Raw genomic sequence first — 24,516 nt, 5'->3', positions numbered from 1 at the left:
AGATGAAAATAGATCATAAGACAGTAGAGTGGCTGACATATTTAGCGCAATTAAGTGTTGATAGTACAAAAGTTGCGAATCAACAGATGCGTCTTGAAAATATGGCAGAAGTTATTCGTGGAATCCAAGAGGTTAACACCGATAATGTTGCTCCAATGACAAATCCATTTGACGCAACATTAACCTTACGTGCGGATGTTGTAACTGTGAAAAATGAACGTGATGAGCTACAAAAACTCTCTCAAAGTGTTGAAAGTGGCCTTTATTTAGTCCCTCAAGTTATCGAATAGAAGAGTTTTAAATTATGCATACTAAAAGTATTACAGAATTACGCCAACAGCTCGATAAAGGTGAAGTCTCTGCTGTTGAGGTTCAATCATATTTTCAAAAAAGAATTGAAGACTTTGATCCTAAGATCAATAGTTTTATTACAACGACATTTGAAAATGCCCAAGAAGAAGCAAAATTAGCAGATCAACAGATTGCTAAAAAAGAGATCGGTCTATTAACTGGGGTGCCAATTGCTCATAAAGATCTCATTTCAACAAAAGGGGTATTAACAACTGCAGCTTCTAAAATGTTAAGCAACTATGTGCCTCCTTTTGATGCAACAATTACGGATAATCTTCGTAAAGAAGGTGCAGTATCATTAGGGAAATTAAACCTCGATGAATTTGCGATGGGATCGACGGGTGGTACAAGTTTTTATGGAATTACAAGTAATCCTTGGAACCTAGATCATGTTGCCGGTGGTTCTTCGAGCGGTTCTGCAGCAGCAGTGGCAGCAGGACTTGTGTTGGCAGCAACGGGTTCCGATACCGGCGGATCAATTCGTCAGCCTGCTAGCTTTTGTGGTGTAACGGGGATTAAGCCAACTTATGGTCGGGTATCTCGTTTTGGAATGATTGCTTTTGCCTCCTCCCTAGATCAAGGTGGTGTGCTGGCAAAAACGGCTGAAGATTGCGCAATTGTCTTAGAAGGAATGTCAGGGTTTGATGCTAAAGATCCAACATCAGCGAATGAACCAAAACCTCAATTTTCACGCTCTTTAGACCTTTCGTTAAAAGGGATGAAAATGGCGCTTCCTCGTGATTTCTTTGCAGGGGAAATAGATGCTGATACCGCGAAAGCGATTGATACAACTTTAGCGTTATATCGTAAGTTGGGTGTGGAGTTTGTGGAAGTCGATCTTAAATATCATGATCTTGTTACGCCTGTTTATTATGTGATTGCCCCGGCAGAAGCAGCGAGTAATCTATCACGTTTTGATGGTATTCGTTTTGGTTATCGTGCTGAAGATGCGCAAAATTTAAGTGACCTTTATTGTCGTACACGTACAGAAGGTTTTGGCGATGAAGTCAAAAGTAGAATTTTAATGGGTACATACGCAAAAACAGAAATTCTTTATAAAGATTTCTTTATTAAAGGACAGAAAATTCGCCGTTTAATTGCTAATGAATATCATGAAATTTTAAAAGATGTAGATTTTATCGCAGGACCAACAGTTGCAGGAGCTGCATTTAGTAAAAATCATAAAGCATCTAGTATTCAAAACTCATTATTCGATGCAAACCTTATTGGTGCCAACCTCGCTGGACTTCCGGCAATTAGCCACCCAATGGGAATGAGCCAAGGAATGCCTGTTGGATTCCAATTAATCGGTCGTGCTTTTGATGAAGCTCGTTTATTAGCAGCAGTCCATCAATATCAGCAAAATAGTGAGTGGCATACATTACGTCCAACAAACTTTGCTTAGACTGAGAATTCAAAATCTATAAAGATCATTAAGAGGAATTTATTATGAGTTGGGAAGTTGTCATCGGATTAGAGGTCCATACCCAGTTAACAACAAAGACAAAATTATTTTCAGGGACAAGCACACTGTACGGACAAGAACCTAATACACAGGCAAGTATTTTTGATATTGCGTTACCGGGTGTTTTGCCATTATTAAATGAAGCGGTCATTGATAAAGCTATTCGTCTTGCTATTGCGACAAATGCGAAAGTACAACAACGTACAATTTTTGAACGTAAACATTATTTCTATCCAGATCTTCCTAAAGGCTATCAAACAAGTCAGATGGATGCGCCGATTGTTTATGATGGCTACTTGATGATTGAAACAGATAGTGGATTGAAAAAAATTCGTATTAATCGTGCACACTTAGAGGAAGATGCCGGTAGCTCTCGTCATGGCGTCGTTCCAGGAATGACGGGTATTGATTTAAACCGTGCAGGTACACCACTTCTTGAGATTGTGTCCGAGCCTGATATTAGTTCTGCAAGCGAAGCCATTAGTTATCTTCGTCAATTGCATCAAATTGTAACATGGCTCGATATAAGCGACGGTAATATGCAAGAAGGTTCATTTAGATGTGATGCGAATGTTTCTGTTCGTCGTCCCGGAGAGCCGTTAGGAACACGTACTGAATTAAAGAATATCAACTCCTTTAGGTTTATCGAGCAGGCGATCAACTATGAAGTTGCTCGTCAAATTAAAGTGATTGAATCTGGTGGTAAAATTATTCAGGAAACGCGTCTCTATGATTCAGATAAGAATGAGACGCGCTCAATGCGTGCAAAAGAAGAAGCAAATGATTACCGCTATTTTCATGATCCAGATCTACCACCTATTATTATTTCAGATGAACGTATTGAAGCGGTTAAAGCAAACTTCCCATTGATGCCGGAAGAGCTAAAAGCTAAGTTGATGCAAGATTATGAATTATCTGATTATGATGCGGGTATCATTGTGCAATCGAGGGCAATGTCGGATTATTTTAATGCATTATTGAACTTACATGTTGATGCTAAAATAGCTGTTAACTGGTTATTGGGAGATATTTCTGCTTATTTGAACGAACATGAATTAGATATTGCTCAATTGCCGGTAGCGCCAGAGCGTTTAGCGCAACTTTTAGCGCGTATCGCCGATAAAACAATTTCGAATAATATCGCACGTAAAGTGTTTGGTTTATTAGTTTCAAGTGATAAATCGGCTGATGAAATTATTGAAGAGCAAGGTTTAAAACAAGTAACAGATACGAGCGCAATAGAAGGTTGGATTGATGAAGTTATTGCGAATAATCCAAAGCAAGTTGAGCAGTACAAATCCGGGCAAACTAAGATTCTTGGTTTTTTTGTCGGTCAAGTGATGAAAAAGAGTCAAGGAAAAGCGGATCCTGCAATAATTAATAAAATAATTATTAGTAAGTTAAATTAATATTTTTGATATAATGTTAATACTTTTTCTCAATAAACTAATACGTTAAATTTTGATACCTCAAATTTTTTTGTATAAAATTTGAGGTGTTTTTTTTGAGAGTTTTTGATATAGATTAGCTTTTGTGTAGATAAAAAGTTGTTTTTGATAAATTTTATGAAGTGATATGTCTATATAAATCAGTGATATATTTGTTTTTTATATTGTTTTAATGATGTGTTGAGATTAATATTTATTTTATCCAAATAAAATTTTTATTTTTAAATTAAATTGAGTAAATAAATAATTTTGTTATTATTTGTATGTTAAGTTCTTTTTTTGAAGTATAATTACAAAAAATAATTTATTTTACCTAGTTGGTGTAAATGAGTTATAAAGAAAAATGGAATATTTCAACATTACATCATCTGTCGAATGTTGTAGTAAGGTTTAGATCATAAGAAACGAATGAGGCAGGCTATGATTCCCATAGAAAGACATGAAGCAATTTTATCTGTAGTCGCAGAAAAAGGTATTGCCACCATAAATGAATTAATTGAGTTACTAGATGTTTCTCATATGACAATTCGGCGTGACTTACAGAAGTTAGAGAAGCAAGGCAAAGTAGTTACGGTATCTGGTGGAGTTAAAGCGGCGGAAAGACTATCGACAGAACTTTCACATAAGGTGAAAGAAACGATGAATGAAGAAGGCAAACGCCTTATTGGCATATTAGCTGCAAATGAGATTCCTAAAAATAGTTGTGTATTTTTAGATTCAGGAACAACAACGCTTGCGATTGCACGGCAAATTAAAGATCGTGAAGATTTAACAATCATCACCAACGATTTTATTATTATGTATTATTTGATCGAAAATGGTCGTGGGAAATTTATTCATACAGGTGGTACAGTCTGCACCAAAACAAACTGTAGCATCGGTGAAAGTGCTGCGCGTGGTATTGAGAATTATTTGATCGATGTTGCTTTTGTCTCAACAGCATCTTGGGGAATTAAGGGAATTTCAACACCAACAGAGGATAGAGTTCCTATTAAACGGATCCTACCTGATGTCTCTAAACGTCTGATTTTAGTCGCAGATAATACCAAGTATGGAGCAGTGGCAACTTATTTAGCATTACCGATTAGTGTATTTGATACAATTATTACAGATAAACCTTTGCCTGCTGATATTACAATGATGTTGCATAATCGTAATATTACACTTTTGACTTCAGAGAATTAATGGGTGGGTGAGTACCACCAGAACTGCTTTTTATCAGAGTATTCTTTAATGCGAAATCTTCTATAAGGTTTCGCATTTATTTTAGGAATTGATATTTCAATAGCCCCATAATATGCATTATAGATAGTAAAATCACTGTTCGATAATTGATTGAAAATGTTAGTATTAATTTTTTTTGTTGAGAATAAATAGGTTATATCAGAAAAGTTCTGTAATCGTTCCATCAACGGATAATGATGTCGTCCTTGATGAGGAAAAAGAAAAATTTTGCTGTTCTGAATAAAGCTATTTAGTTGAAGATGGTCTTTGTTTGGTGATAAATCTGAAGTATGAATATTTTGTTTTTGGTTTAATTCATAAATAAATTGTAACCATTCTATTTTTGTAAGATCTGATATTAGATACAGTTCAGTGTGATCAAATAGTGTAATTTTAAATCCGCAGCTTGTAGAAAATGTTTTAATCGCCTCGATCAGAATATTTTGTTCTTTATAAGAGAAACCATTACAAGAGAACCCTTTATCTAAGAAAGGCAGTAGTTTAGGGTAGGCGATTATACTTGCCTCAGGGAAGTTGCCTCTTATTGTTCGATTTCCGCCAATATGTTGCCAACTATCATTGCTGAGAATGATATAGTCAATTTTTTCGATACCTAAATTTTGTAATAGGGGAATAACAATTTGTTTGCCTGCATCAAATTGTCGGAAGCGATTGCCCGTATCATATAAAAAGGTGATATTTTTAGAGTGAAATAGTACCGAAAGTCCCTCACCAACGGGTAAAAGATAGACTTTAATCTGATTGTAATTCGTGTTTTTGAGAGTAATTTTAGCTGAACTAAAAAGGCAGAGGAGAGTGAATATCAGTAATGCTGACCGTTTTATGGTGAAAGTACTTAAATATTTTAGATGATGCCATAATACATTAAAGTACTTGATAGATTTATTTGAAAAATAAAGCGTTATTATTAAAAAAGAAGTGATTATTATGGATAAAATTAATGGGATTTTGGCCATTTTTATATATGCAAAGGGCAATTGGGCAGCGTAATTTATGGAAATCATTAATACCCATATTGCTTGATTAGCAATTGATAGAAAAGGTGCTGTTATGGTAGAGGTAAAAAATAGCAGTAAAACGCCGATAAGAAGAAAGGGCATAATCATTGTCGCTGTCCAACTGATAGCAAAAAGATTAATAATCGGGCTGACTAATGAAAATTCTCCAAAAAAAGCGATTGATAAGGGAATCAGTAATAGAGAAATAACAAGCTGTGTTAACAATAGTACGGCTAATGGTGAGTGGATACGTTGTGCACAGACTACTAAAATTGTTACTGCAGAAAATGAGAGCCAAAAACCGGCGGTTACAATAGAAAGTGGCATGATGAAAAGAACAACTAAAATTGCAACAGCAAGTGATTGGAAGGAAAATATTGGTCTATCGAGAATGAGTATTACCATTGCAATCGAGAACATAATAGCTGCTCGGATGGTCGGTAAGCTACCTCCTGCTAGTAACGTATAACCCCAAGCAATAACAATTGCTAAAAATGCAGCATTTTTATAAGGAGAAATCCAAAATCGTGGTAGCGTTAATCCGAATATGATGCGAAAAATTATAAATGCATAGAAAGCAGTTAATGAAAGATGTAAACCGGATATTGATACTAAATGAATCGTACCGGTTCGTCTGAGGATCTGCCAATCTTTCGGCGTTAAATGATCGGTAATTCCAACTGAAAGAGCACTTAGATAAGCACCAGTAGTGAAGTTATCTACTAAATAATCACTAATTTTATAACGTAATTTAGTAATGGTCGAGGCGGGTTGATCGAGGTTTAGTTCAGAGATAATGTTCCCATAGCCAATATTATTGCGTCCAAGATCTCGCAAGACTTGCTGACTATTACCTGGGATGTTGCGGTAGGTTCGCGGCGTTATTTTGATTTTAGCCGTATAATACTGGCCGACAATTGATGTTTTTTGAGGGAATAGATGATTAGCAGAGTAGAGTGTAATTTCACGACCTTTAAGAACCTCTTTTAAACGATCTTTTATGTCGAAAGATTGAGGCGTTGTCTTAACATCATCAATAGATTGAAGCGTGACTGTTACAGAGTAATTATTTTTCTGTTTAATATTAAATTTTGCACAGATGGTTAACGGAAGATTTTTGGATATTAATTGATATTTTTGGAGTTCATTACTATACAGGTAGCTTCCTAATAAAATGCCAATTAAGGCAAAACAGCTTGCAAAATGGATTCGACATTTTAATCCATGATAGATTAACACGAATAAGAGAATCCCTGTGACCATTGTAATGGATAAGAGAGTAACTCCGAGAGAATATGGGGAAAAAATAATCCATAAAGCAGACAAAAGAAAGGCGATGGTAATATGGATCATAAGGATGTGGTTCACAGGTGATGATAATACTGTGATAAGGGTAGAGCTAAATTTGGCATTTTGGTAAAGAAAAGAATGAAGAGGCTAACGAATGAGAGCGAAAATGTTAGAGCAACTTGAATGTCCATGTCAAAGTGGAGCAAAATATCGAAATTGTTGCCAAAGATTCCATTTAGGCGAAGTTACGATGATAGCAGAATCTTTAATGCGCTCTAGATATAGCGCTTTTGCGCTTGATCTAAAACCCTACATTTTAAAAAGTTGGCATTCTTCAACACGGCCTAAGCAGTTAGAGGAGAGCGATGCAAAATGGTTTTATTTAAGGATCATCGCAGTAGATTCAAATAAAATTGGTGAACAATTTGTTACATTTGAGGCTCGCTTTCGAAAAGATAATCGCGTCGGGAAATTGAAGGAACGAAGTCGATTTATCATAGAAAATGATCAATTAGTCTATATTGATGGTGAGATATTCTAATCGCTGTGGGGATAATCAAAATTTTGAATTGAAATTTTTTTGTTCTCCATTTGTTTTATTGTGTGAGCGTGTTATTTTTAAATTAAGAATAGTTATTTTATGATTTCATCAATGAAAATTGGCTGTTCAATTGATAAATAAAATATAATTCAATGAAATAGAATATTCATGAAGAGCTTGTATCGACACTTTTTTTGAATGATTGACCCAAATTTTTTGGAGAGCAGAGGAAAAAATGGTTCACAACCCAAAATATCGATCACATACATCAACGCAAGGTCGTAATATGGCTGGCGCACGTTCACTTTGGCGCGCAACAGGCATGAACGATGAAGATTTTAAAAAACCTATTATTGCTGTTGCCAACTCATTTACTCAATTTGTACCGGGGCATGTCCATTTAAAAGATCTTGGTCAAATGGTTGCAAGAGAAATCGAAGCTGCTGGAGGTGTTGCGAAGGAGTTTAATACTATTGCCGTAGATGATGGAATAGCGATGGGACATGACGGCATGCTCTACTCTTTGCCAAGTCGAGATTTAATTGCTGATTCAGTAGAATATATGGTCAATGCACATTGTGCAGATGCATTAATTTGTATTTCAAACTGCGATAAAATAACTCCAGGAATGTTGATGGCGGCACTCCGACTGAATATTCCAACAATCTTTGTTTCAGGTGGTCCGATGGAGGCAGGAAAGGTTTCATGGGAAGGGAATGAATTAAAGTTGGATTTAGTTGATGCTATGGTGATTGCCGCAAGTGATGATGCATCTGATGAGAAAATATCGGCAATTGAGAGTGCTGCATGCCCCACCTGTGGTTCTTGTTCGGGGATGTTCACAGCAAATTCCATGAATTGTTTAACTGAAGCATTGGGATTAGCCTTACCAGGTAATGGTTCATTAGTGGCAACGCATGCTCTGCGTAAGAAGCTTTTTTTAGACGCAGCACGTAAAATTGTCGAGATTACTAAAGATTATTATGAGAATGGTAATGATAAAGTACTTCCTCGAAGTATTGTGAATTTCAATGCATTTGAAAATGCCATGATGCTTGATATTGCTATGGGTGGATCAAGTAATACAGTATTACACCTGCTAGCGGCTGCACATGAAGCGGGCGTAAACTTCTCGATGAAAGATATTGATCGTCTCTCAAGACAAGTACCACATCTTTCAAAAGTATCGCCTTCAACGAATAAATACCATATGGAAGATGTCCATCGTGCCGGCGGTATTTATGGAATTTTAGGTGAGCTTGAGCGTGCTGGACGTCTGCATACAGATCAACCAACCGTCCTTCATTCTTCATTAAAAGAGGGGCTTGAAGAGTGGGATATTCGCCGTTCGAATAAACATCATGAATTCTATCGTGCAGCGCCGGGTGGTGTTCGTACGACAGAAGCTTTTTCACAGGATCGTTATTTTGAAACGCTCGATCTAGATCGAGAGAATGGTTGTATTCGAGAGATTGCTCATGCGTATAGTCAAGATGGTGGTATTGCAATTCTCTATGGAAATCTTGCAACTGATGGTTGTATTGTTAAAACTGCCGGCGTTGATCAATCTATTCTTAAATTCACCGGTAAAGCGCGCGTTTATGAGAGTCAAGATGCCGCAGTAGCTGGAATTCTAGGAGATGAAGTGCATCCTTGGGAAGTTGTTATCATTCGGTATGAAGGTCCTAAAGGTGGGCCAGGAATGCAGGAAATGCTCTATCCAACCTCTTATTTAAAGAGCAAAAAGATAGATGCTCAATGTGCATTATTAACAGATGGACGTTTCTCTGGTGGTACATCTGGTTTGTCAATAGGTCATGTATCGCCTGAAGCTGCTGAAGGGGGGGTGATTGCAGTAGTTGAAAATGGAGATGAGATTACAATTGATATTCCTAATCGTACAATTGTGTTAAATGTTCCAGAAGCCGAGATATCAAAACGACTTGAAGCGCAACGTGCGATAGGCTTTAAACCTGCAAAAGAGCGTCCTCGTAAAGTATCTAATGCATTAAAAGTCTACGGTGCTTTAGCAACATCTGCTGCATTTGGTGCAGTACGGGATATTTCCCGCTTAGAAAAGTTATAAATCAATGAGATAGATTTTTTGTATAAAAAATATACGAATAGAGCTATTGTCTTATTGAAAAATTTAGCTATAATTGTTTCTCAATTCCTCGATAGCTCAGTTGGTAGTAGCACTTGACTGTTAATCAAGGGGTCCCTGGTTCGAGCCCAGGTCGAGGAGCCAAATTAAAACCGAAGTAGTGATACTTCGGTTTTTTTATATTTAAAAAATGATCAATTTTCGCAATGATCTTTGAAAAGATGATAGTCGTTGAAAATAGAAGTGGATAGTTGTTATAGTAGCTTATTCTAGAGTAATTAATGGGATTCCCCCTCTTTGGTGGTAACTGGATCAGAAAATGACAGCGAAAAATGATATTAAAGAGTATGAATTAAAGCATAGCGGCAAGATTAAGCGTTTAACCAATAAAACTTTCAAATTTGATGAACGTATTGGTGATGGCTGGTTTTCTGCAGTTTATTTTCTCAAAACGGCAGAAATTGCCAAACAATCCGCACCTGAAAAAATTGTTACGATGCAATTTTTTCAACGTAAAAATGGGGCTGTTTTATGCGGTATTGATGAGGCGATCTCACTCTTGCATACATTCGCGCATAATCCAGAAAATCTTGAAATCTGGGCGCTCAATGATGGTGATCGGATTGATGCTTTTGAAACGGTACTGACGATTACCGGACATTATCAAGACTTTGGCTACCTTGAAGGAATTATTGATGGAATTCTTGCTCGTAGAACATCGGTCGCAACACATGTATTAGAAGTAGTTGAGGCAGCAGGCGATAAAGAAGTCATCTTTATGGGGGATCGCGATGATCATTTTAGTCAACAAGCAGGGGATGGTTATGCCGCATTTATTGGTGGTTCTACCGCTCAAGCTACCCATGCAATGAATGAGTGGTGGGGAATAGAAGGGTTAGGTACTATGCCACACGCACTTATTCAGCTGTTTAATGGTGATACATTAGAAGCAGCCAAAGCGTACCATAAAATTTTCCCTGACGATAAATTAATGGTGTTAGTTGATTACAATAATGATGCAGTGGAAGAATCACTTCGTGTTGCGCGTCATTTTGGGGATAAATTATCCGCAGTTCGAATTGATACCTCAAATACAATGGTGGATCAATATTTTATGCGTCATCAAGAAAAACTCGGTACATTTGATCCTCGAGGAACAAATCCAACATTGATTTTTGCATTGCGTGAAGCATTGGATAATGAAGGATTCCAAAATGTAAAAATCGTTGTCAGTGGCGGTTTTAATGCCGAAAAAATAGCACTTTTTGAAGCACTGAATACGCCGGTTGATCTTTATGGTGTAGGTTCTAGTTTATTAAAAGTGAATATGAGTTTTACGGGCGATAACGTATTGCTTGATGGTGAAAAACAAGCGAAAGCTGGTCGTAAATATCGACCAAATCCCCGATTAGAACGGGTGTTTTACAACGATAACAGTGTTGAAAAAGCCTAATTAAAGAGAGAATGTTGTATGAATTATTTAGAGCGCTATATTGAAGAGCTAGAAACTTGGTTAGCATCTGAATTGCGATATCGACATGCAGATTCATTTATTTTTGGTGTCAGTGGTGGTGTTGATTCAGCGGTAATTGCTTTTCTATTAGCACGTAAATACCCCCAAAAGACTCTCGGAGTTATGATGCCTTCGCATAGTCATCGTAATGATCTTGATGATGCCAAACTAGTGATGGAGAGTGCAAATCTTCCATATCATATTGTGGATCTTACCCAAACGCATGATCAACTCATGCAAGCGATAGGTAAAGCGTTCACGCATACGGGAGACCCCAAAAAAGATCGCGTGATTATGGGAAATGCTAGTGCTCGTTTGCGGATGACAACGCTTTATACTATTGCACAGGTCAAAAATGGAATTGTCGTCGGGACAGATAATGCGGTTGAATGGCATACTGGTTACTTTACGAAGTTTGGTGATGGTGGCGTTGATATTGCGCCTTTAATTCATCTTGATAAAGAAGAAGTCTTTGAACTTGCAAAAATTCTAGGTGTCCCGCAAAAAATTATCGATAAAAAACCTTCGGCAGGGCTATGGGAAGCACAGACAGATGAAGATGAGATGGGGGTTACTTATAAAGAGCTTAATCGCCATCTAAAAGGTGAGGCAGTTTCTCCGGAGGTGCTTGAGCGAATTGATTATTGGCATAATCGTTCCCATCATAAGCGAGCGATGCCGCGTTTTCCGAAAACACCTTGTCGTTCTTGATTTAAAAAGTTTCTGGAATATCTTCAATGAATTGTATTGAGGATAAAAATTGGCGTCTGAAATCAATTTCTCATATTATAACTCTCTGTTTTTGAAAAGGGAGTTGTATGTTTTATCTGATTCTTGTGCTCTATTTTACAGTGCAAACCTATATTTTATATCGGTACTATCAATTATTACCGCAAAAAAAATGGCTTAAACGCTTAGGTTTAATGGTATCAGTCATCCTCTTTTTTAGTATGCCGGTCGCGCTATTTTTCGGGAAATCTTTACCGCTGTGGTTGATCACACCTCTCTATTTTCTTGGTACCTCGTGGATGGTAGGACTTGTCTATTTTGTCGTGCCGCCATTTTTGATGGATCTATTTCGTCTATTCAATCGTCTTACAAAATTGGTAAAACCGCATATTCTCGATCATATTCGTCTGAATAATGGCAAAACTGCAATACTCCTATTAGTTGGTTTTTCACTATTTTTCTATTGGGGCAATCAAAATTATCATAATAAGGTTCGGACAGAATATGTGTTTGATCTTCAAAAATCAGAGTTAATCAGTTGTGTTAATAAATGTGAATTAGACAAACGCCCTTTAAAAATCATTATGATTAGCGATCTTCATCTAGGGTATATGATTCACAGAGGTGAACTTGAAGAGTGGATAAAACTCATTAACAGTGAAAATCCTGATTATCTCTTTATAGCAGGGGATCTGATTGATACAGATGTACGTCCACTGTATCAAGAGAATGTTATCGAAGCTCTGAACACAATTAAAGCTCCAAAAGGTATCTATATGGTGTTAGGTAACCATGAATATCATGCGGGTGTGGAAAAGAGCATTCGCTTTATTGAACAGAGTAATATCACGCTGCTTCGAGATAAAGTGCAACTTTTAGATGAAGGAATCTATCTCGTAGGTCGTGATGATCGTACCAATCGAGATCGGTTATCTTTTGCGGAATTGATACAAGGTTTAGATCGGAATAAGCCGATGATTGTACTCGATCATCAGCCGTATAAAATTTATGACGGTCAATATTCAATGCCATTTTTACAATTTTCAGGACATATTCATGATGGACAAATTTGGCCTTTCCAATATGTTGCAAAGATGGTTAATGGCATTCTTTCGGGATTTTATTCTATTGATAAGGCATATTTTGTGATTAGTCCAGGGTTAGGTCTATGGGGAGGTAAGTTCCGATTTGGTACACATTCGGATTATGTGGTATTTAACTTTTGCTATTAAGTCGATAACAGTTTTTTATAAATGGCACAAACATATATTTGAAATAACTGATTTTTAGAGATGTTTGAAATTTATCATGAAAAAACAATAGATAAAGTTTGTAAACATAAGTAAAATTATGTTATATTTTTGATCCTCAATCTTTTTTGATAGATTAATTTTAGAAACAGTATGAAAAATTCAATTTCCCAAAAGTTTATAGCGATTATGACAGTTTCCTTTATTCTTAGTGCATGTGGCACAATGCCGCAACCATATCAGGGTTCATCAATGGAGATACAGGATTTTGGTGCTTCTCCAATTATTTATCAAGCAATGCCGGCAATTATTATGCCGACAGGTAATTATAATGAATGGCACACAACAGGAAGTAGTTCCACAAAGCATGATAGTAATACAACTTCACAAGGGAGTTGTACAGGGTCTGAAATTTCTACTCCTCATGACAATGGTATGTCAACGACTCGCAGCAGTAAGTGTAATAGTAGCAGTCAAACAAAGAGTACCAGTAAGACTAAAAGTCGTTCAAGCAGTGTTGGTGTAAATGTTAATGGCCCGATTGGTGCCGTTTTAGGAATGATTCATCAAATTGATAGTATGAATGAATTTGATGCGGCAAGTAATGATATGTTTAAACAATTTGGTTTTTAATATTTTTTACGAGTAAGCCTTTTCTGAAAGAGAATTAAAAATAATTTGACTCTTTAAAAAAATCGTTATATATCTATTAACAAGTTAATTTAAGAACTTGTGTCAGCAAGATAAAATTAAAATAAGGAATTTTCATGAGTACAGTTCGATTTTATAGTTATTGGTGGCAAATCTCGCAAATGCGGGATGGTCACTTTATGCGTTAAAAATAGCGCACAAAACTGTACCTAAACCCGCACTAGCTGCGGGTTTTTTACGTCTTCAATAGCAATAATCTTAAGACCCGCGCGCAGAAAAGTATTGAGTTATACCAAATATCGCAATGAGTCGTTTTAAGAGGAATTGAAAATGCCACAGATTGAAGATTATACAAATAGTATCCCTGCAATTTTTACTAAGCTCTATGCCGGTGATAAATTATCGCAAGTTGAGAGTTTTACACTTTTTAGTGCGATTGCGAATGGAAAGATATCAGAGTCTAAATTAAGTGCAGCGCTTGTTACTTTAAAACTCCGCGGAGAGTCTGCTGCCGAAGTTGCCGGTGCTGCCTCTGCATTTGTTGCCTCTGCTAAGAATTTTGATTCTCCAGATTATCCATTTGCTGATATTGTTGGTACCGGTGGCGATGGACTTAATACAGTTAATATTTCAACAGCAAGTGCTCTTATAGCCGCAGCATGTGGTGTTAAAGTTGTTAAACATGGAAATCGTAGTGTTTCGAGCTTAACGGGCTCTTCAGATCTTCTGCAAGCACTTGGAGTTGATCTTTTAGTACCGCCTGAAGTTGCAAGGCAATCACTTGATGAAAACAATATTACTTTTCTGTTTGCACCGCATTATCATACGGGTTTTAAGCATGCCGCTAAAACTCGCTCCGAGCTTAAAACGCGTACAATTTTCAATCTCCTTGGTCCTTTAACAAATCCTGCCCGTCCTAAGCGTGCTTTGATGGGTGTTTATGCTCCTGAACTGACAGAGTTAGTGGCAGAAACTGCTAAGCTTCTTGGATATAAACATGTGTTAGTGGTTCATGGTGGTGGCATGGATGAAGTTGCTTTACATGCACCAACAAAAGTGAGCGAATTAAGAGAAGGGAAAGTCACGACTTACTATCTTTCACCCAAAGATTTTAATTTAGGTGTGCACCCAATAGAAGCTCTTAAAGGTGGTGATGCTCAAGAAAATCGCCGTACTCTATTAATGTTGTTGCATGGTAAAGCCCCTAAAGCGCATCAAGAAGCAGTTGCTATTAATGTAGCACTCTTGTTAACACTTTTTGGCCACAATGATTTAAAAGCGAATGCAGTAAAAGCTCTCGATGCGATTAGAACTGGTAAAGGATTGGCATTACTCGAAAAAATCACCGGCAATCAATTTAACGAAATTTTACAAGAAGCATAATCTGCGTACTAAATATAAAAAGAATAGTGAGTCTAAAATGAACGAGTCAATCTTAATGAAAATCACTCAACAACGTCGAGTAGACATTGAAGTAATGAAGTTAGAGCAGCCTCTGACAAACTTTGAAATATCGCTACAAAAGAGCGAACGAAGTTTTTATCAAGCAATTGAGGGCAAGCGCGACGAAAGAAAACCTGCCTTTATTTTAGAATGTAAAAAAGCATCACCATCGAAGGGGCTCATAAAGGCTGATTTTAATTTGCCTAAAATCGTCAAAAGTTACGCACCATTTGCAACAGCCATTTCTGTATTAACCGAAAATGCTCATTTTGGTGGGAATTTTAAAGATTTAGTCATAGCAAAAGAGAACACGAGCTGCCCCATTTTATGTAAAGACTTTGTAATAGATGTCTATCAGATTTATCTTGCGCGTTTTTATGGTGCTGATGCGATTTTATTAATGCTTTCGGTATTAAAAGACGATGAATACCGTTATTTTGCAAATATTGCTCATGAGCTAGGAATGGGGGTCTTAACTGAAGTTAATGATGAAGATGAAGTTCGCCGGGCATTACGTTTACAAGCCAAAGTAATTGGAATCAATAATCGTGATCTGCGGGATCTTTCGATTGATTTGACTAAAACAGCAAGATTACGAGCTCTGATGCCGGCCGATCAATTAGTGATTAGTGAATCAGGTATTCGTGATAATAGTACTATCCGCCATCTTTCAGCAATTGTTGATGGGTTCTTGATTGGGAGTCATTTAATGGGAAGTGATAATCTCGATCGTGCGCTTCGTGAGCTATTAATCGGTGGGCATAAAGTTTGTGGTTTGAAAACAATCGCAGATGCACAAGCGGCGAAGAAAGCGGGCGCAACTTATGGTGGTCTAATCTTTATTTTATCAAGTCCTCGTGGTGTTACATACAAGCAAGCAGAACAGATCACTCAATCGGTACAGCTGAATTATATCGGTGTATTTCAAAATGATGATATCGACACCATTGCATTTATTGCAGAAAAAGTGGGGTTATATGCAGTGCAGCTACATGGGCAAGAGCCGCAGGAGTACATAACAAAGTTACGTCATCAATTGCCACACACAGTCAAAATTATTAAAGCATTCAATATTGACGATTCGATGCAATCACTTCCAAGTATGAATTATGACAATGTAGATTACTATCTTTTAGATGGCAAAAAAGGGGGAAGTGGAGAACCCTTCGATTGGCGATTGTTACAAGAAAACGATCTTTCGCGAATCATCCTTGCGGGTGGTTTGAATATTAACAATATTATTGATGCATTAAGGTTGAAACCGTTTGCGTTAGATATTAATTCAGGCGTTGAACGAATACCGGGGGAGAAATGCCCGATTAAGTTAGAAGCGCTTTTTAATGAGATTGAGCAATATTACAACAGACTATAACAGTCGTATATCTTCGGGTAGTCAACCAATAAAACATCTATATATATTAAAGATTAAAATTAAAAGAGAGAGAAAATGAGACAATTAGATCCTTATTTTGGTGAGTTCGGCGGGCAATATGTCCCTGAGTTATTGATCCCGGCATTGGATCAACTCGAAGCTGAATTTATTAAAGCGCAAAATGATCCTGAATTTCAGCATGAATTTATGGATCTCCTAAAAAATTATGCTGGTAGACCGACTGCATTAACATTGTGTCGTAATTTAACTGCTGGGACTAATACAAAACTTTATTTGAAACGGGAAGATCTACTTCATGGTGGTGCGCATAAAACCAACCAAGTTTTAGGTCAAGCATTACTCGCAAAACGCATGGGCAAAACAGAGATTATCGCTGAAACGGGAGCCGGTCAACATGGAGTTGCTACGGCATTAGCATGCGCGCTCCTAAATATGAAATGCCGTATTTATATGGGCGCAAAAGATATGGAGCGCCAATCGCCAAATGTATTTCGTATGCGTTTAATGGGTGCAGAAGTTATTTCGGTTGATAGCGGCACCGGCACATTAAAAGATGCCTGTAATGAGGCGTTACGTGATTGGTCGGGGAGTTATAAAACAACGCATTATCTCTTAGGCACAGCAGCAGGTCCCCATCCATTTCCAACGATTGTGCGTGAATTTCAAAAAATGATTGGAGAAGAGACAAAGGCCGAGATTTTACGTCGAGAAGGACGTTTACCTGATGCTGTTATTGCATGTATTGGTGGGGGGTCAAATGCTATTGGAATGTTTACGGATTTTATTCCAGAAATAGATGTCCGCTTGATAGGCGTTGAGCCAGCAGGCAAAGGAATACACACTGAAAAGCATGGCGCGTCATTGAAATTTGGAACGCCTGGCATCTATTTTGGAATGCGTTCGCATCTAATGCAAAATGAGGAGGGGCAGATTAAAGACTCATACTCTATTTCTGCTGGGCTCGATTTTCCATCAGTCGGCCCACAGCATGTACATCTACATACGATAGGTCGGGCTGAATATGTCTCAGTAACTGATGATGAAGCGTTAGAGGCTTTTCAAAAACTCGCTTCTCAAGAAGGAATATTACCCGCATTAGAGTCATCTCATGCGTTAGCTTATGCGCTTAAAATGATTCAGGAAAATCCTGAAAAGGAGCAACTATTAGTGGTGAATCTATCGGGCCGTGGCGATAAAGATATATTTTCAGTAATTAAGATTTTAGAGGAGAGAGCATAATGGATCGCTATCAACAACAATTTGAGGCATTGGAAGCCAAAAAAGAGGGTGCATTTATTCCTTTTGTGGTGTTAGGTGATCCTAGTTATGAGGAGTCGAAACAAATTATTATAGAGTTAATGGCATCAGGTGCAGATGGATTGGAACTCAGTATTCCATTTTCTGATCCTTTAGCCGACGGACCAGAAATTCAAGCGGCAACATTACGCGCAATTAACAATGGAATGACTTTAGAAAAATCATTTCAATTACTTACAGAGATTCGAGCGATTAATGCTGATATTCCTATCGGCTTATTGATGTACGCTAATCTTATCAATGCTTATGGGTTTGAACGATTCTATCAGCGTTGTCAAAATATTGGCGTAGATTCTGTATTAGTGGCAGATATCCCATTGCGAGAATCTGAATCAGTTGTTGCCATTGCTAATAAATATAATATTGCACCGATTTTTATCTGTCCTCCGGATGCAACCGATGAAACGATTTATGAGATTGCTCGATTAGGAAAAGGCTATACATACTTAGTTTCGCGGGCAGGCGTAACGGGGGTTGATCATTTTGAAGAGGATCAATCACTTACAAACAATATTGCACGATTGAAAAATGCAGGTGCTCCACCGATCATTCAAGGTTTTGGTATTTCAACACCCAGACAGGTGGAGCATTTTATGGAAAGTAACATTAGCGGTATTATAAGTGGATCAGCAGTAACGAAATTGATTCGTGAAAATCTAGGCGATACGACAAAAATGATTGATGTTGTGAAGGATTTTACAAAGTCAATGAAAGCAGCAACGATCTGATCTTTTTTAAAGAATGGTGAGACGGTCGATTTTCAAATGAGAAATAACATAATACCCGAATTTATCGTATAATCAGCCTTAGAAAAATAAAGATACTGAGAAATCATGTTTCAATTTTATTATCAAAAGGTTTTTAGATGCGTAAATTATTCTACATATTCTTCGCCGTGTTAGTGATCGGCTTAATCTATATGATTACAATGCCTTTTATTATGCTCTATGAAGATCATGCTGAAGAAGTTGAGGTCGTTGAGTATTATGTCCCCGATACAGGATTAGAATCTCTCTATCACCGTGAGGTTGAGTTAACCAAAGGGATGCAACAGAAAAAAGAGTAACTTTTAAAAATATCGCTATTATAAATTAATAGTGATATTTTTTTATGTCATAAAATATGAGGAGGATAAAATGTTACATCGAGGGAATACTGTTTTAATTTTAGTGGATGTTCAAGAAAAATTACTTGCCGTGATGAACAAAAAAGAGCAGCTACTGAAAAATCTTGAAATACTGTTACAGGGTGCTATTGCACTTGGTGTACCAATTATCTGGTTAGAACAATATCCACGGGGGCTTGGGAGAACCGTTGAATCTTTACGCGTTTTATTAGAAGAGAGAGGCTTAAAACCAATCGAGAAAATGACATTTAGTGGTTATGCTCATCCTGAATTTCAAGCAGCGATCGAACAATATGATCATGTCCATTTTATGGTTGCAGGGATTGAAACCCATATTTGTGTTTATCAAACTGCGCGTGATCTATTACAAAATGAATATGATGTCGAAATTGTAAGCGATGCAGTCTCGTCTCGAGTAGAAGCCAATACTGAACTTGGCCTGAATAAGTTAATTCAATTAGGCGCTGATTTAACCAGTGTCGAGATGGCACTCTTTGAATTACTTGAGTCTGCAGATAATCGTGATGATTTTAAAGTTATTAGTAAGTTGATTAAATAAGCGCAATCAATTTTCTGTAATTTCTCCATGTATGAGTGAGTGAATATGACACAAGAGCTGATCATTGTTTTAGTACTGCTTTTCGCGGCAATTATTGCTTTTATGATGAACAAACCACGAATGGATGTGGTGGCGGTTTGTGCGTTATTAGCATTACCGTTAACAGGTAGTGTGACGCTTGAGCAAGCCCTTGCTGGTTTTAGTGATAGCAGTGTCATTATTGTGGCTGTGTTTTTCGTGATTGGTGATGGCCTAGTGCGAACGGGTGTAGCTTTTCGAGTGGGAGATTGGTTGGTTAAACAATCGAAGAATAGTGAAACACGATTAATTGTTCTTCTTATGCTAGCGGTAGCACTTTTGGGTTCTGTGATGAGTTCAACAGGAATTGTGGCGATCTTTATTCCGATTGTCCTTAGTGTGGCTGCAAAAATGAAAGCTGATACACGTCGTTTAATGATGCCATTGAGTTTTGCTGGTTTGATTAGTGGCATGTTAACCCTGGTTGCAACCACTCCGAATCTAGTTGTTTCGAGTCAATTACAATTGGCGGGATTTAATCCTTTTCAATTTTTTTCCTTTACGCCGATTGGGTTAGTGGTTCTCTTTGTGGGTATTTTTTATATGCTTTTTGCTCGCCGTTTTTTAGGGAAAAAAGCACCTGAGCAAGAGACTGTCGGTAGTACGCGTATTAATTTTGATGATCTTGTTAATGAATATCAACTCAAAGGGCGTAATTACCGAGCGCAAGTAGGCAAAGGTTCGCCACTGATTGGTAAACGACTTTCAGAGATGCATCTTCGTGAGAAACATGGCGCGAATATTGTTGCTGTTGAACGGCGTTTAAACCGTCTTCGTAATGTTGTACTCGATGCCGTTCCTGACAGGGTTATTCAAGAAAATGACGTCTTGCTCTTTGATTTTTTTTATCCTGAGCAGGTCGGTCTATTTCTACAAAAATTTAATCTCATTTCGCTGCCACTCATGAATAGTTACTTCAATGAACATGCACGAGAAATTGGGATGGTTGAAGTTGCAATTCATCCCGATTCAAAACTGATTGATAAAACTGTATTAGAAAATGCGTTTCGATCTCAATATGGTTTAAACGTCATGGGGATTAAACGTCAGGGAAAAGTGCTTGAAACAGAACTGCTAGATGAAAAACTTAAACGAGGTGATACATTGCTTGTTGTAGGAATGTGGAAAGCTATCCGGCAATTACAAGGCATGAAAAACGATTTCGTTGTATTAACTGTGCCAGCAGAAATTGATGAAGTTGCACCAGCTATGGACAAGGCTCCTTATGCAATTGTTGCGCTTCTGATTACGGTAGGATTAATGATTTCAGGAATTTTCCCAAATGTTCTGATTGCTATTTTTGGTGCCCTGTTAATGGGGGCATTTGGTTGCATTACGATGGATAGTGCCTACAAATCGATCCATTGGCAAAGTATTATTTTGATTGTCGGAATGTTCCCATTTGCGATTGCTCTTCAAAATACCGGCGGTGTCGATTTAGCGGTAAATTTCCTACTTGATATTAGTGGCAATTCAAGTCCCCGTGTATTGCTTGGTATTATGTTTGCCTTTGCCGCAATTATTGGTCTCTTTATCTCCAATACTGCAACAGCAGTATTGCTTGCACCAATAGCTATTCAAACAGCCGCAGTTCTTGGTGTATCGCCATATCCATTTGCGATGGTGATTGCAATTGCAGCTTCCGCAGCTTTCATGACTCCTGTTTCTTCACCGGTGAATACACTTGTTGTTGCACCCGGTAAATATAGTTTTGGAGATTTCGTTAAAATAGGCGTTCCGTTTGTAATTATTGTAATGTTTATTGCGGTATTCTTGATTCCTATTCTATTTCCTTTAGCAATATAACCGTGTTTGCTAAGGTTTTAAAAAAGAGCGCCTATGTTGAAGTGAGTAGTGTGCTCTTTTTTAAATTAGAGAACTTCGCATGATAAGTAGCTATTTGTTATTTATCTAGTTGTTTTAAAAGTGCCTGATATAGCCTATCAACCTCATCGTAATATTGTTTCATATTATGATAATCTTCGATTAATTTCTCTTGGAGTTGATCATGTACATCTTCATTATGACAAGTTGAACGAAGCTCAATGGTATACTCAATTTGTAGAATATAATCTTCCTGAGAGAATAGATGTTCTCTTATATCATTAATTTTTTGATGGCTATTATCCTCTTTAGCAGACTGAAAGATTGCCAGATCAAGTAAAGTGGTGATAGAGAGAGATAGATCGATCGTTTGTTGTAATTCTTCTTGTACTTCTTGTGTTAATAATAGTGCTTCAAGTAACAGTTTAGACGTAATTGGCGTTTGATTATAATTACAGAGCCGAAAGTGTAAGAGTTCACTCATTGGTAGTGCTTTTAATTTTTCGACAATAATTGCGATCGTTTCGGAAGAGGTCTCATCGATTTGCTTATTTTTAATAGCATTTTTGAGTGAATGAATTTCTTTAAATTGATTCACTGTCTTATAAAGATGAATGATGTCACTATTATTCAATGTAGATTGCATACTATCCTCGAATTGCTAATTCCAACCAAAAAACGTTTTAGGGAAGAAATATAGGTTAGTACATATCCTTAATGTTAATGAAGATACATTAAAAATATTACTCTGAAAATATTAGCGCAATCATTCTGGAAGTTGTTAAATAAGTGATCGTTATCTGACAGAGGTCAGATAACGAAAAATATCATTAAGATTTTAAAGCTACTTTAATCTTTCAATTCACGCGGTTTTATGAGGTTAAAATTAATATGACAATAGCCATTTGGATTTTTTTCTAGATATTTTTGATGCATATCTTCTGCTTGCCAGAAAGATTGTAAGCGTTCAACTTCAACGGCAATCGGTGCTGAATAGGATTGCTGTTCTTTTGCAATGAATGATTTAATCGTCGGTAAGTCTTGAGGATCACTATAATAAATACCGGTTCGATATTGTGTACCAACATCACCGCCTTGTTGATTGAGTGAAAGCGGGTCAATCATTCTAAATAGATGTTCTAAAATCATTTCAAGAGGAATAGTATCGGCATCATAGGTGACTTCTACCACTTCTGCATGATCCGTCTCCATAGTACATACTTCTTGGTAAGTTGGATTGTCAGTAATTCCTTGAGCATATCCAACGCGCGTGGAAATAACGCCTTTAAGGCGTTTATAATACTCTTCAACTCCCCAGAAACAGCCACCTGCAACAACAATTTTTTTAATATTTTGTGCGCTCATAAATCTTATTTCCTTATTTCTTAAGTGGTTTTATATAAAATATTCTTCAATTCTATTTTACGTGATCCAATCTTTAAAGGTAGAGATTTCCTATCCATATTTAAAAGGGGTTTATCGTTTATTTATTGACTAATTTTTCCTCTTGTTCAATAGAAATAATACGAAACACGAAAGTATCTCATTCTATAAAAAAGGAATAAAAATATCGATAAATTGTGTACTGACACAAAAAGGAGGGACGAGTTGATGAATAATCACGCTATTGAATCACTTGTAACTTTATGTTTTTTTACATTTTATTCGGCAACATAGAACGGTTACGCTACGAGGGGTTTAGAGCATTTTTGCTGAAAATTGTTGTAGTGAGAAACAAATAAGGATGATGGCTAAGTTTTGCCACTGTAAACAGTGCACTTCTTAAGACATTCAAAGAGTATTGATTTTTCTAAAATACCAAGGAGAGGTTCATCGAATGAGTTCCATTGTTGCAGAAATACCACCTAAAAACATACCCGGCGAAAAAAAAAAGGTACGTTTTTATAAAATCTTATATGTTCAAGTAATTGCCGCTATTGTTATTGGTATTTTATTAGGACACTTTGCACCGGATATCGGCCAAAAAATGCAGCCGCTAGGCGATGCTTTTATAAAACTTGTAAAAATGATTATTGCTCCGGTTATTTTTATTACTGTATCGACAGGTATTGGTGGTATGAATAATATGAAGACAGTTGGCCGAGTCACTGGCAAAGCAATGATCTATTTCTTAACATTTTCAACAATCGCGCTTATTATCGGAATGATTATTGCTAATGTTGTGCAACCTGGTGCAGGGATGAACATTGATCCGGTAGAGCTCTCAAAACATGCAGATCAAGTAGCAGGGTATGTTGAAAAAGCACAAGATAGCTCTTTAACAGGATTTTTAATGGGTATTTTGCCAACAACATTAGTGAGTCCATTGGTTGAAGGGAATATTCTTCAAGTCTTATTTGTGGCGGTACTTTTTGGTATCGCATTATCGAGTATTGGTGAGAAGGGTGTTCCGATTGTGAATTTTTTAAACCAATTTGCCGCGCCGGTATTCAAAATTGTTTCAATGCTTATGAAGTTTGCTCCGATTGGTGCATTTGGAGCTATGGCGTTTACGATTGGTAAATATGGTATTGATACACTGCTTAACTTAGGTTTATTAGTGATTACCTTTTATGTCACATCATTATTATTTGTGTTAGTTGTTTTAGGGTTAGTTGCACGTTATAACAAGTTTTCTATTTTGAAACTCATTCGTTACATTAAAGAAGAATTATTGTTGGTTTTAGGAACAAGTTCTTCTGAAGCAGCGCTTCCAACATTAATGCAAAAGATGGAAAGAGCGGGATGTGATAAGTCTGTTGTGGGATTAGTTGTACCAACAGGATATTCGTTTAATCTTGATGGCACAAATATCTACATGACGATGGCAGCGCTCTTTATTGCTCAAGCTTGTGGCATTGATTTAAGTATTGGTGAGCAGGTTTTGCTACTTTTAGTGGCGATGCTCAGCTCTAAAGGTGCTGCGGGAGTAACCGGTGCCGGCTTTATCACGTTAGCCGCGACATTATCCGTTGTTCCAGCTGTACCAATTGAAGGAATGGCATTGATTCTTGGTATTGATCGCTTTATGTCTGAATGTAGGGCTCTAACAAACTTTGTAGGTAATGCATGTGCAACTGTTGTTGTCGCACGTTGGGATAATGCGCTTGATTATGATAAGTTATATGATGCATTAGATGGTAAGGTATCTGAAGATGAAGCGCTAGAGACAGTTGTGTAATTTTCACCTA

Annotated in this window: 21 protein-coding genes and 1 tRNA gene; 19 read left to right on the top strand and 3 right to left on the bottom strand. The window is 37.2% G+C overall.

Annotation, left to right across the window (positions count from 1 at the left end):
* Positions 1–2 precede the first annotated feature (2 nt).
* The 4 genes from gatC (at position 3) to ACPF7B_RS03620 (ending at position 4,449) form a co-directional block, all read left to right on the top strand.
* Complete coding sequence (gatC, locus tag ACPF7B_RS03635) at positions 3–290, top strand: Asp-tRNA(Asn)/Glu-tRNA(Gln) amidotransferase subunit GatC (protein ID WP_490506277.1); 288 nt, start codon at positions 3–5, stop codon at positions 288–290.
* A 14-nt stretch (positions 291–304) separates the two neighbouring features.
* Complete coding sequence (gene gatA, locus ACPF7B_RS03630) at positions 305–1,756, top strand: Asp-tRNA(Asn)/Glu-tRNA(Gln) amidotransferase subunit GatA (RefSeq protein ID WP_490506276.1); 1,452 nt, start codon at positions 305–307, stop codon at positions 1,754–1,756.
* A 44-nt stretch (positions 1,757–1,800) separates the two neighbouring features.
* Entirely contained in the window at positions 1,801–3,225 is a 1,425-nt protein-coding gene (gene gatB / locus ACPF7B_RS03625; RefSeq protein ID WP_490506275.1) for an Asp-tRNA(Asn)/Glu-tRNA(Gln) amidotransferase subunit GatB, read from the top strand.
* 459 nt (positions 3,226–3,684) lie between these two features.
* Entirely contained in the window at positions 3,685–4,449 is a 765-nt protein-coding gene (locus ACPF7B_RS03620; protein WP_490506274.1) for a DeoR family transcriptional regulator, read from the top strand.
* Here ACPF7B_RS03620 and ACPF7B_RS03615 read toward each other — a convergent pair.
* Positions 4,446–6,746: a ComEC/Rec2 family competence protein gene (locus ACPF7B_RS03615; RefSeq protein ID WP_490506273.1), complete on the bottom strand. Its 2,301-nt coding sequence runs from the start codon at positions 6,744–6,746 to the stop codon at positions 4,446–4,448. The genes ACPF7B_RS03620 and ACPF7B_RS03615 overlap by 4 nt on opposite strands.
* Before the next feature lie 205 nt (positions 6,747–6,951).
* Here ACPF7B_RS03615 and ACPF7B_RS03610 point away from each other — a divergent pair, with 205 nt between their 5' ends.
* The 14 genes from ACPF7B_RS03610 (at position 6,952) to ACPF7B_RS03545 (ending at position 21,307) form a co-directional block, all read left to right on the top strand.
* The gene (locus ACPF7B_RS03610) at positions 6,952–7,338 is read left to right on the top strand and encodes a YchJ family protein (protein WP_490506272.1); all 387 of its coding nucleotides are present in this window, start codon (positions 6,952–6,954) and stop codon (positions 7,336–7,338) included.
* 235 nt (positions 7,339–7,573) lie between these two features.
* On the top strand, positions 7,574–9,424 hold the full coding sequence (gene ilvD, locus ACPF7B_RS03605; RefSeq protein WP_490506271.1) for a dihydroxy-acid dehydratase: 1,851 nt from the start codon (positions 7,574–7,576) through the stop codon (positions 9,422–9,424).
* Positions 9,425–9,509: 85 nt separating this feature from the next.
* Positions 9,510–9,586, top strand: a tRNA-Asn gene (locus ACPF7B_RS03600).
* A gap of 193 nt (positions 9,587–9,779) precedes the next feature.
* A complete protein-coding gene (locus ACPF7B_RS03595; protein ID WP_490506490.1) occupies positions 9,780–10,895 on the top strand; it encodes a nicotinate phosphoribosyltransferase in 1,116 nt (371 codons plus the stop codon).
* 18 nt (positions 10,896–10,913) lie between these two features.
* A complete protein-coding gene (gene nadE, locus ACPF7B_RS03590) occupies positions 10,914–11,666 on the top strand; it encodes an NAD(+) synthase (RefSeq protein WP_490506270.1) in 753 nt (250 codons plus the stop codon).
* 107 nt (positions 11,667–11,773) lie between these two features.
* Entirely contained in the window at positions 11,774–12,916 is a 1,143-nt protein-coding gene (locus ACPF7B_RS03585; protein WP_490506269.1) for a metallophosphoesterase, read from the top strand.
* Positions 12,917–13,087: 171 nt separating this feature from the next.
* Positions 13,088–13,567: a hypothetical protein gene (locus ACPF7B_RS03580; RefSeq protein ID WP_490506268.1), complete on the top strand. Its 480-nt coding sequence runs from the start codon at positions 13,088–13,090 to the stop codon at positions 13,565–13,567.
* A gap of 378 nt (positions 13,568–13,945) precedes the next feature.
* A complete protein-coding gene (trpD, locus tag ACPF7B_RS03575; RefSeq protein ID WP_490506489.1) occupies positions 13,946–14,968 on the top strand; it encodes an anthranilate phosphoribosyltransferase in 1,023 nt (340 codons plus the stop codon).
* 37 nt (positions 14,969–15,005) lie between these two features.
* Positions 15,006–16,400 (top strand): bifunctional indole-3-glycerol-phosphate synthase TrpC/phosphoribosylanthranilate isomerase TrpF, encoded by a 1,395-nt coding sequence (gene trpCF, locus ACPF7B_RS03570; protein ID WP_490506267.1) that lies wholly within the window; start codon positions 15,006–15,008, stop codon positions 16,398–16,400.
* A gap of 75 nt (positions 16,401–16,475) precedes the next feature.
* Positions 16,476–17,660: a tryptophan synthase subunit beta gene (gene trpB, locus ACPF7B_RS03565; protein WP_490506266.1), complete on the top strand. Its 1,185-nt coding sequence runs from the start codon at positions 16,476–16,478 to the stop codon at positions 17,658–17,660.
* Positions 17,660–18,466 carry a tryptophan synthase subunit alpha gene (trpA, locus tag ACPF7B_RS03560; protein ID WP_490506265.1) on the top strand — a complete coding sequence of 269 codons (807 nt, stop codon included), beginning with the start codon at positions 17,660–17,662 and terminating at the stop codon, positions 18,464–18,466. The genes trpB and trpA overlap by 1 nt, the downstream gene beginning before the upstream one ends.
* Before the next feature lie 137 nt (positions 18,467–18,603).
* Positions 18,604–18,804 carry a hypothetical protein gene (locus ACPF7B_RS03555; protein ID WP_490506264.1) on the top strand — a complete coding sequence of 67 codons (201 nt, stop codon included), beginning with the start codon at positions 18,604–18,606 and terminating at the stop codon, positions 18,802–18,804.
* 70 nt (positions 18,805–18,874) lie between these two features.
* Complete coding sequence (locus ACPF7B_RS03550) at positions 18,875–19,423, top strand: isochorismatase family protein (RefSeq protein ID WP_490506263.1); 549 nt, start codon at positions 18,875–18,877, stop codon at positions 19,421–19,423.
* Positions 19,424–19,468: 45 nt separating this feature from the next.
* Positions 19,469–21,307, top strand: coding sequence for an SLC13 family permease (locus ACPF7B_RS03545; protein WP_490506262.1), 1,839 nt, complete (start codon positions 19,469–19,471; stop codon positions 21,305–21,307).
* A 97-nt stretch (positions 21,308–21,404) separates the two neighbouring features.
* Here the strand turns inward: ACPF7B_RS03545 and ACPF7B_RS03540 are convergent, their stop codons facing one another.
* Positions 21,405–21,971, bottom strand: a complete 567-nt coding sequence (locus tag ACPF7B_RS03540) for a hypothetical protein (protein WP_490506261.1) — start codon at positions 21,969–21,971, stop codon at positions 21,405–21,407.
* A gap of 203 nt (positions 21,972–22,174) precedes the next feature.
* On the bottom strand, positions 22,175–22,690 hold the full coding sequence (gene msrA, locus ACPF7B_RS03535) for a peptide-methionine (S)-S-oxide reductase MsrA (RefSeq protein ID WP_490506260.1): 516 nt from the start codon (positions 22,688–22,690) through the stop codon (positions 22,175–22,177).
* A 472-nt stretch (positions 22,691–23,162) separates the two neighbouring features.
* Here msrA and ACPF7B_RS03530 point away from each other — a divergent pair, with 472 nt between their 5' ends.
* Complete coding sequence (locus ACPF7B_RS03530; protein WP_490506259.1) at positions 23,163–24,506, top strand: dicarboxylate/amino acid:cation symporter; 1,344 nt, start codon at positions 23,163–23,165, stop codon at positions 24,504–24,506.
* The last annotated feature ends 10 nt before the right edge of the window (positions 24,507–24,516 follow it).

Source organism: Ignatzschineria sp. 22MB058224, from assembly GCF_058188435.1.
The sequence above is the reverse complement of the archived record's forward strand: the minus strand, read 5'-3'. Positions and strand labels throughout refer to the sequence as shown.

Excerpts from the sequence above, each read along its gene's own strand:
- gatB (WP_490506275.1), top strand. The coding sequence starts at position 1,801 with ATGAGTTGGGAAGTTGTCATCGGATTAGAGGTCCATACCCAGTTAACA.
- msrA (WP_490506260.1), bottom strand. The coding sequence starts at position 22,690 with ATGAGCGCACAAAATATTAAAAAAATTGTTGTTGCAGGTGGCTGTTTC.
- nadE (WP_490506270.1), top strand. The coding sequence starts at position 10,914 with ATGAATTATTTAGAGCGCTATATTGAAGAGCTAGAAACTTGGTTAGCA.
- ACPF7B_RS03620 (WP_490506274.1), top strand. The coding sequence starts at position 3,685 with ATGATTCCCATAGAAAGACATGAAGCAATTTTATCTGTAGTCGCAGAA.
- ACPF7B_RS03530 (WP_490506259.1), top strand. The coding sequence starts at position 23,163 with ATGAGTTCCATTGTTGCAGAAATACCACCTAAAAACATACCCGGCGAA.
- trpB (WP_490506266.1), top strand. The coding sequence starts at position 16,476 with ATGAGACAATTAGATCCTTATTTTGGTGAGTTCGGCGGGCAATATGTC.
- ACPF7B_RS03545 (WP_490506262.1), top strand. The coding sequence starts at position 19,469 with ATGACACAAGAGCTGATCATTGTTTTAGTACTGCTTTTCGCGGCAATT.
- gatC (WP_490506277.1), top strand. The coding sequence starts at position 3 with ATGAAAATAGATCATAAGACAGTAGAGTGGCTGACATATTTAGCGCAA.
- ACPF7B_RS03610 (WP_490506272.1), top strand. The coding sequence starts at position 6,952 with ATGAGAGCGAAAATGTTAGAGCAACTTGAATGTCCATGTCAAAGTGGA.
- gatA (WP_490506276.1), top strand. The coding sequence starts at position 305 with ATGCATACTAAAAGTATTACAGAATTACGCCAACAGCTCGATAAAGGT.
- ACPF7B_RS03585 (WP_490506269.1), top strand. The coding sequence starts at position 11,774 with ATGTTTTATCTGATTCTTGTGCTCTATTTTACAGTGCAAACCTATATT.
- ACPF7B_RS03580 (WP_490506268.1), top strand. The coding sequence starts at position 13,088 with ATGAAAAATTCAATTTCCCAAAAGTTTATAGCGATTATGACAGTTTCC.
- ACPF7B_RS03550 (WP_490506263.1), top strand. The coding sequence starts at position 18,875 with ATGTTACATCGAGGGAATACTGTTTTAATTTTAGTGGATGTTCAAGAA.
- trpA (WP_490506265.1), top strand. The coding sequence starts at position 17,660 with ATGGATCGCTATCAACAACAATTTGAGGCATTGGAAGCCAAAAAAGAG.
- trpCF (WP_490506267.1), top strand. The coding sequence starts at position 15,006 with ATGAACGAGTCAATCTTAATGAAAATCACTCAACAACGTCGAGTAGAC.
- ACPF7B_RS03540 (WP_490506261.1), bottom strand. The coding sequence starts at position 21,971 with ATGCAATCTACATTGAATAATAGTGACATCATTCATCTTTATAAGACA.
- ilvD (WP_490506271.1), top strand. The coding sequence starts at position 7,574 with ATGGTTCACAACCCAAAATATCGATCACATACATCAACGCAAGGTCGT.
- ACPF7B_RS03555 (WP_490506264.1), top strand. The coding sequence starts at position 18,604 with ATGCGTAAATTATTCTACATATTCTTCGCCGTGTTAGTGATCGGCTTA.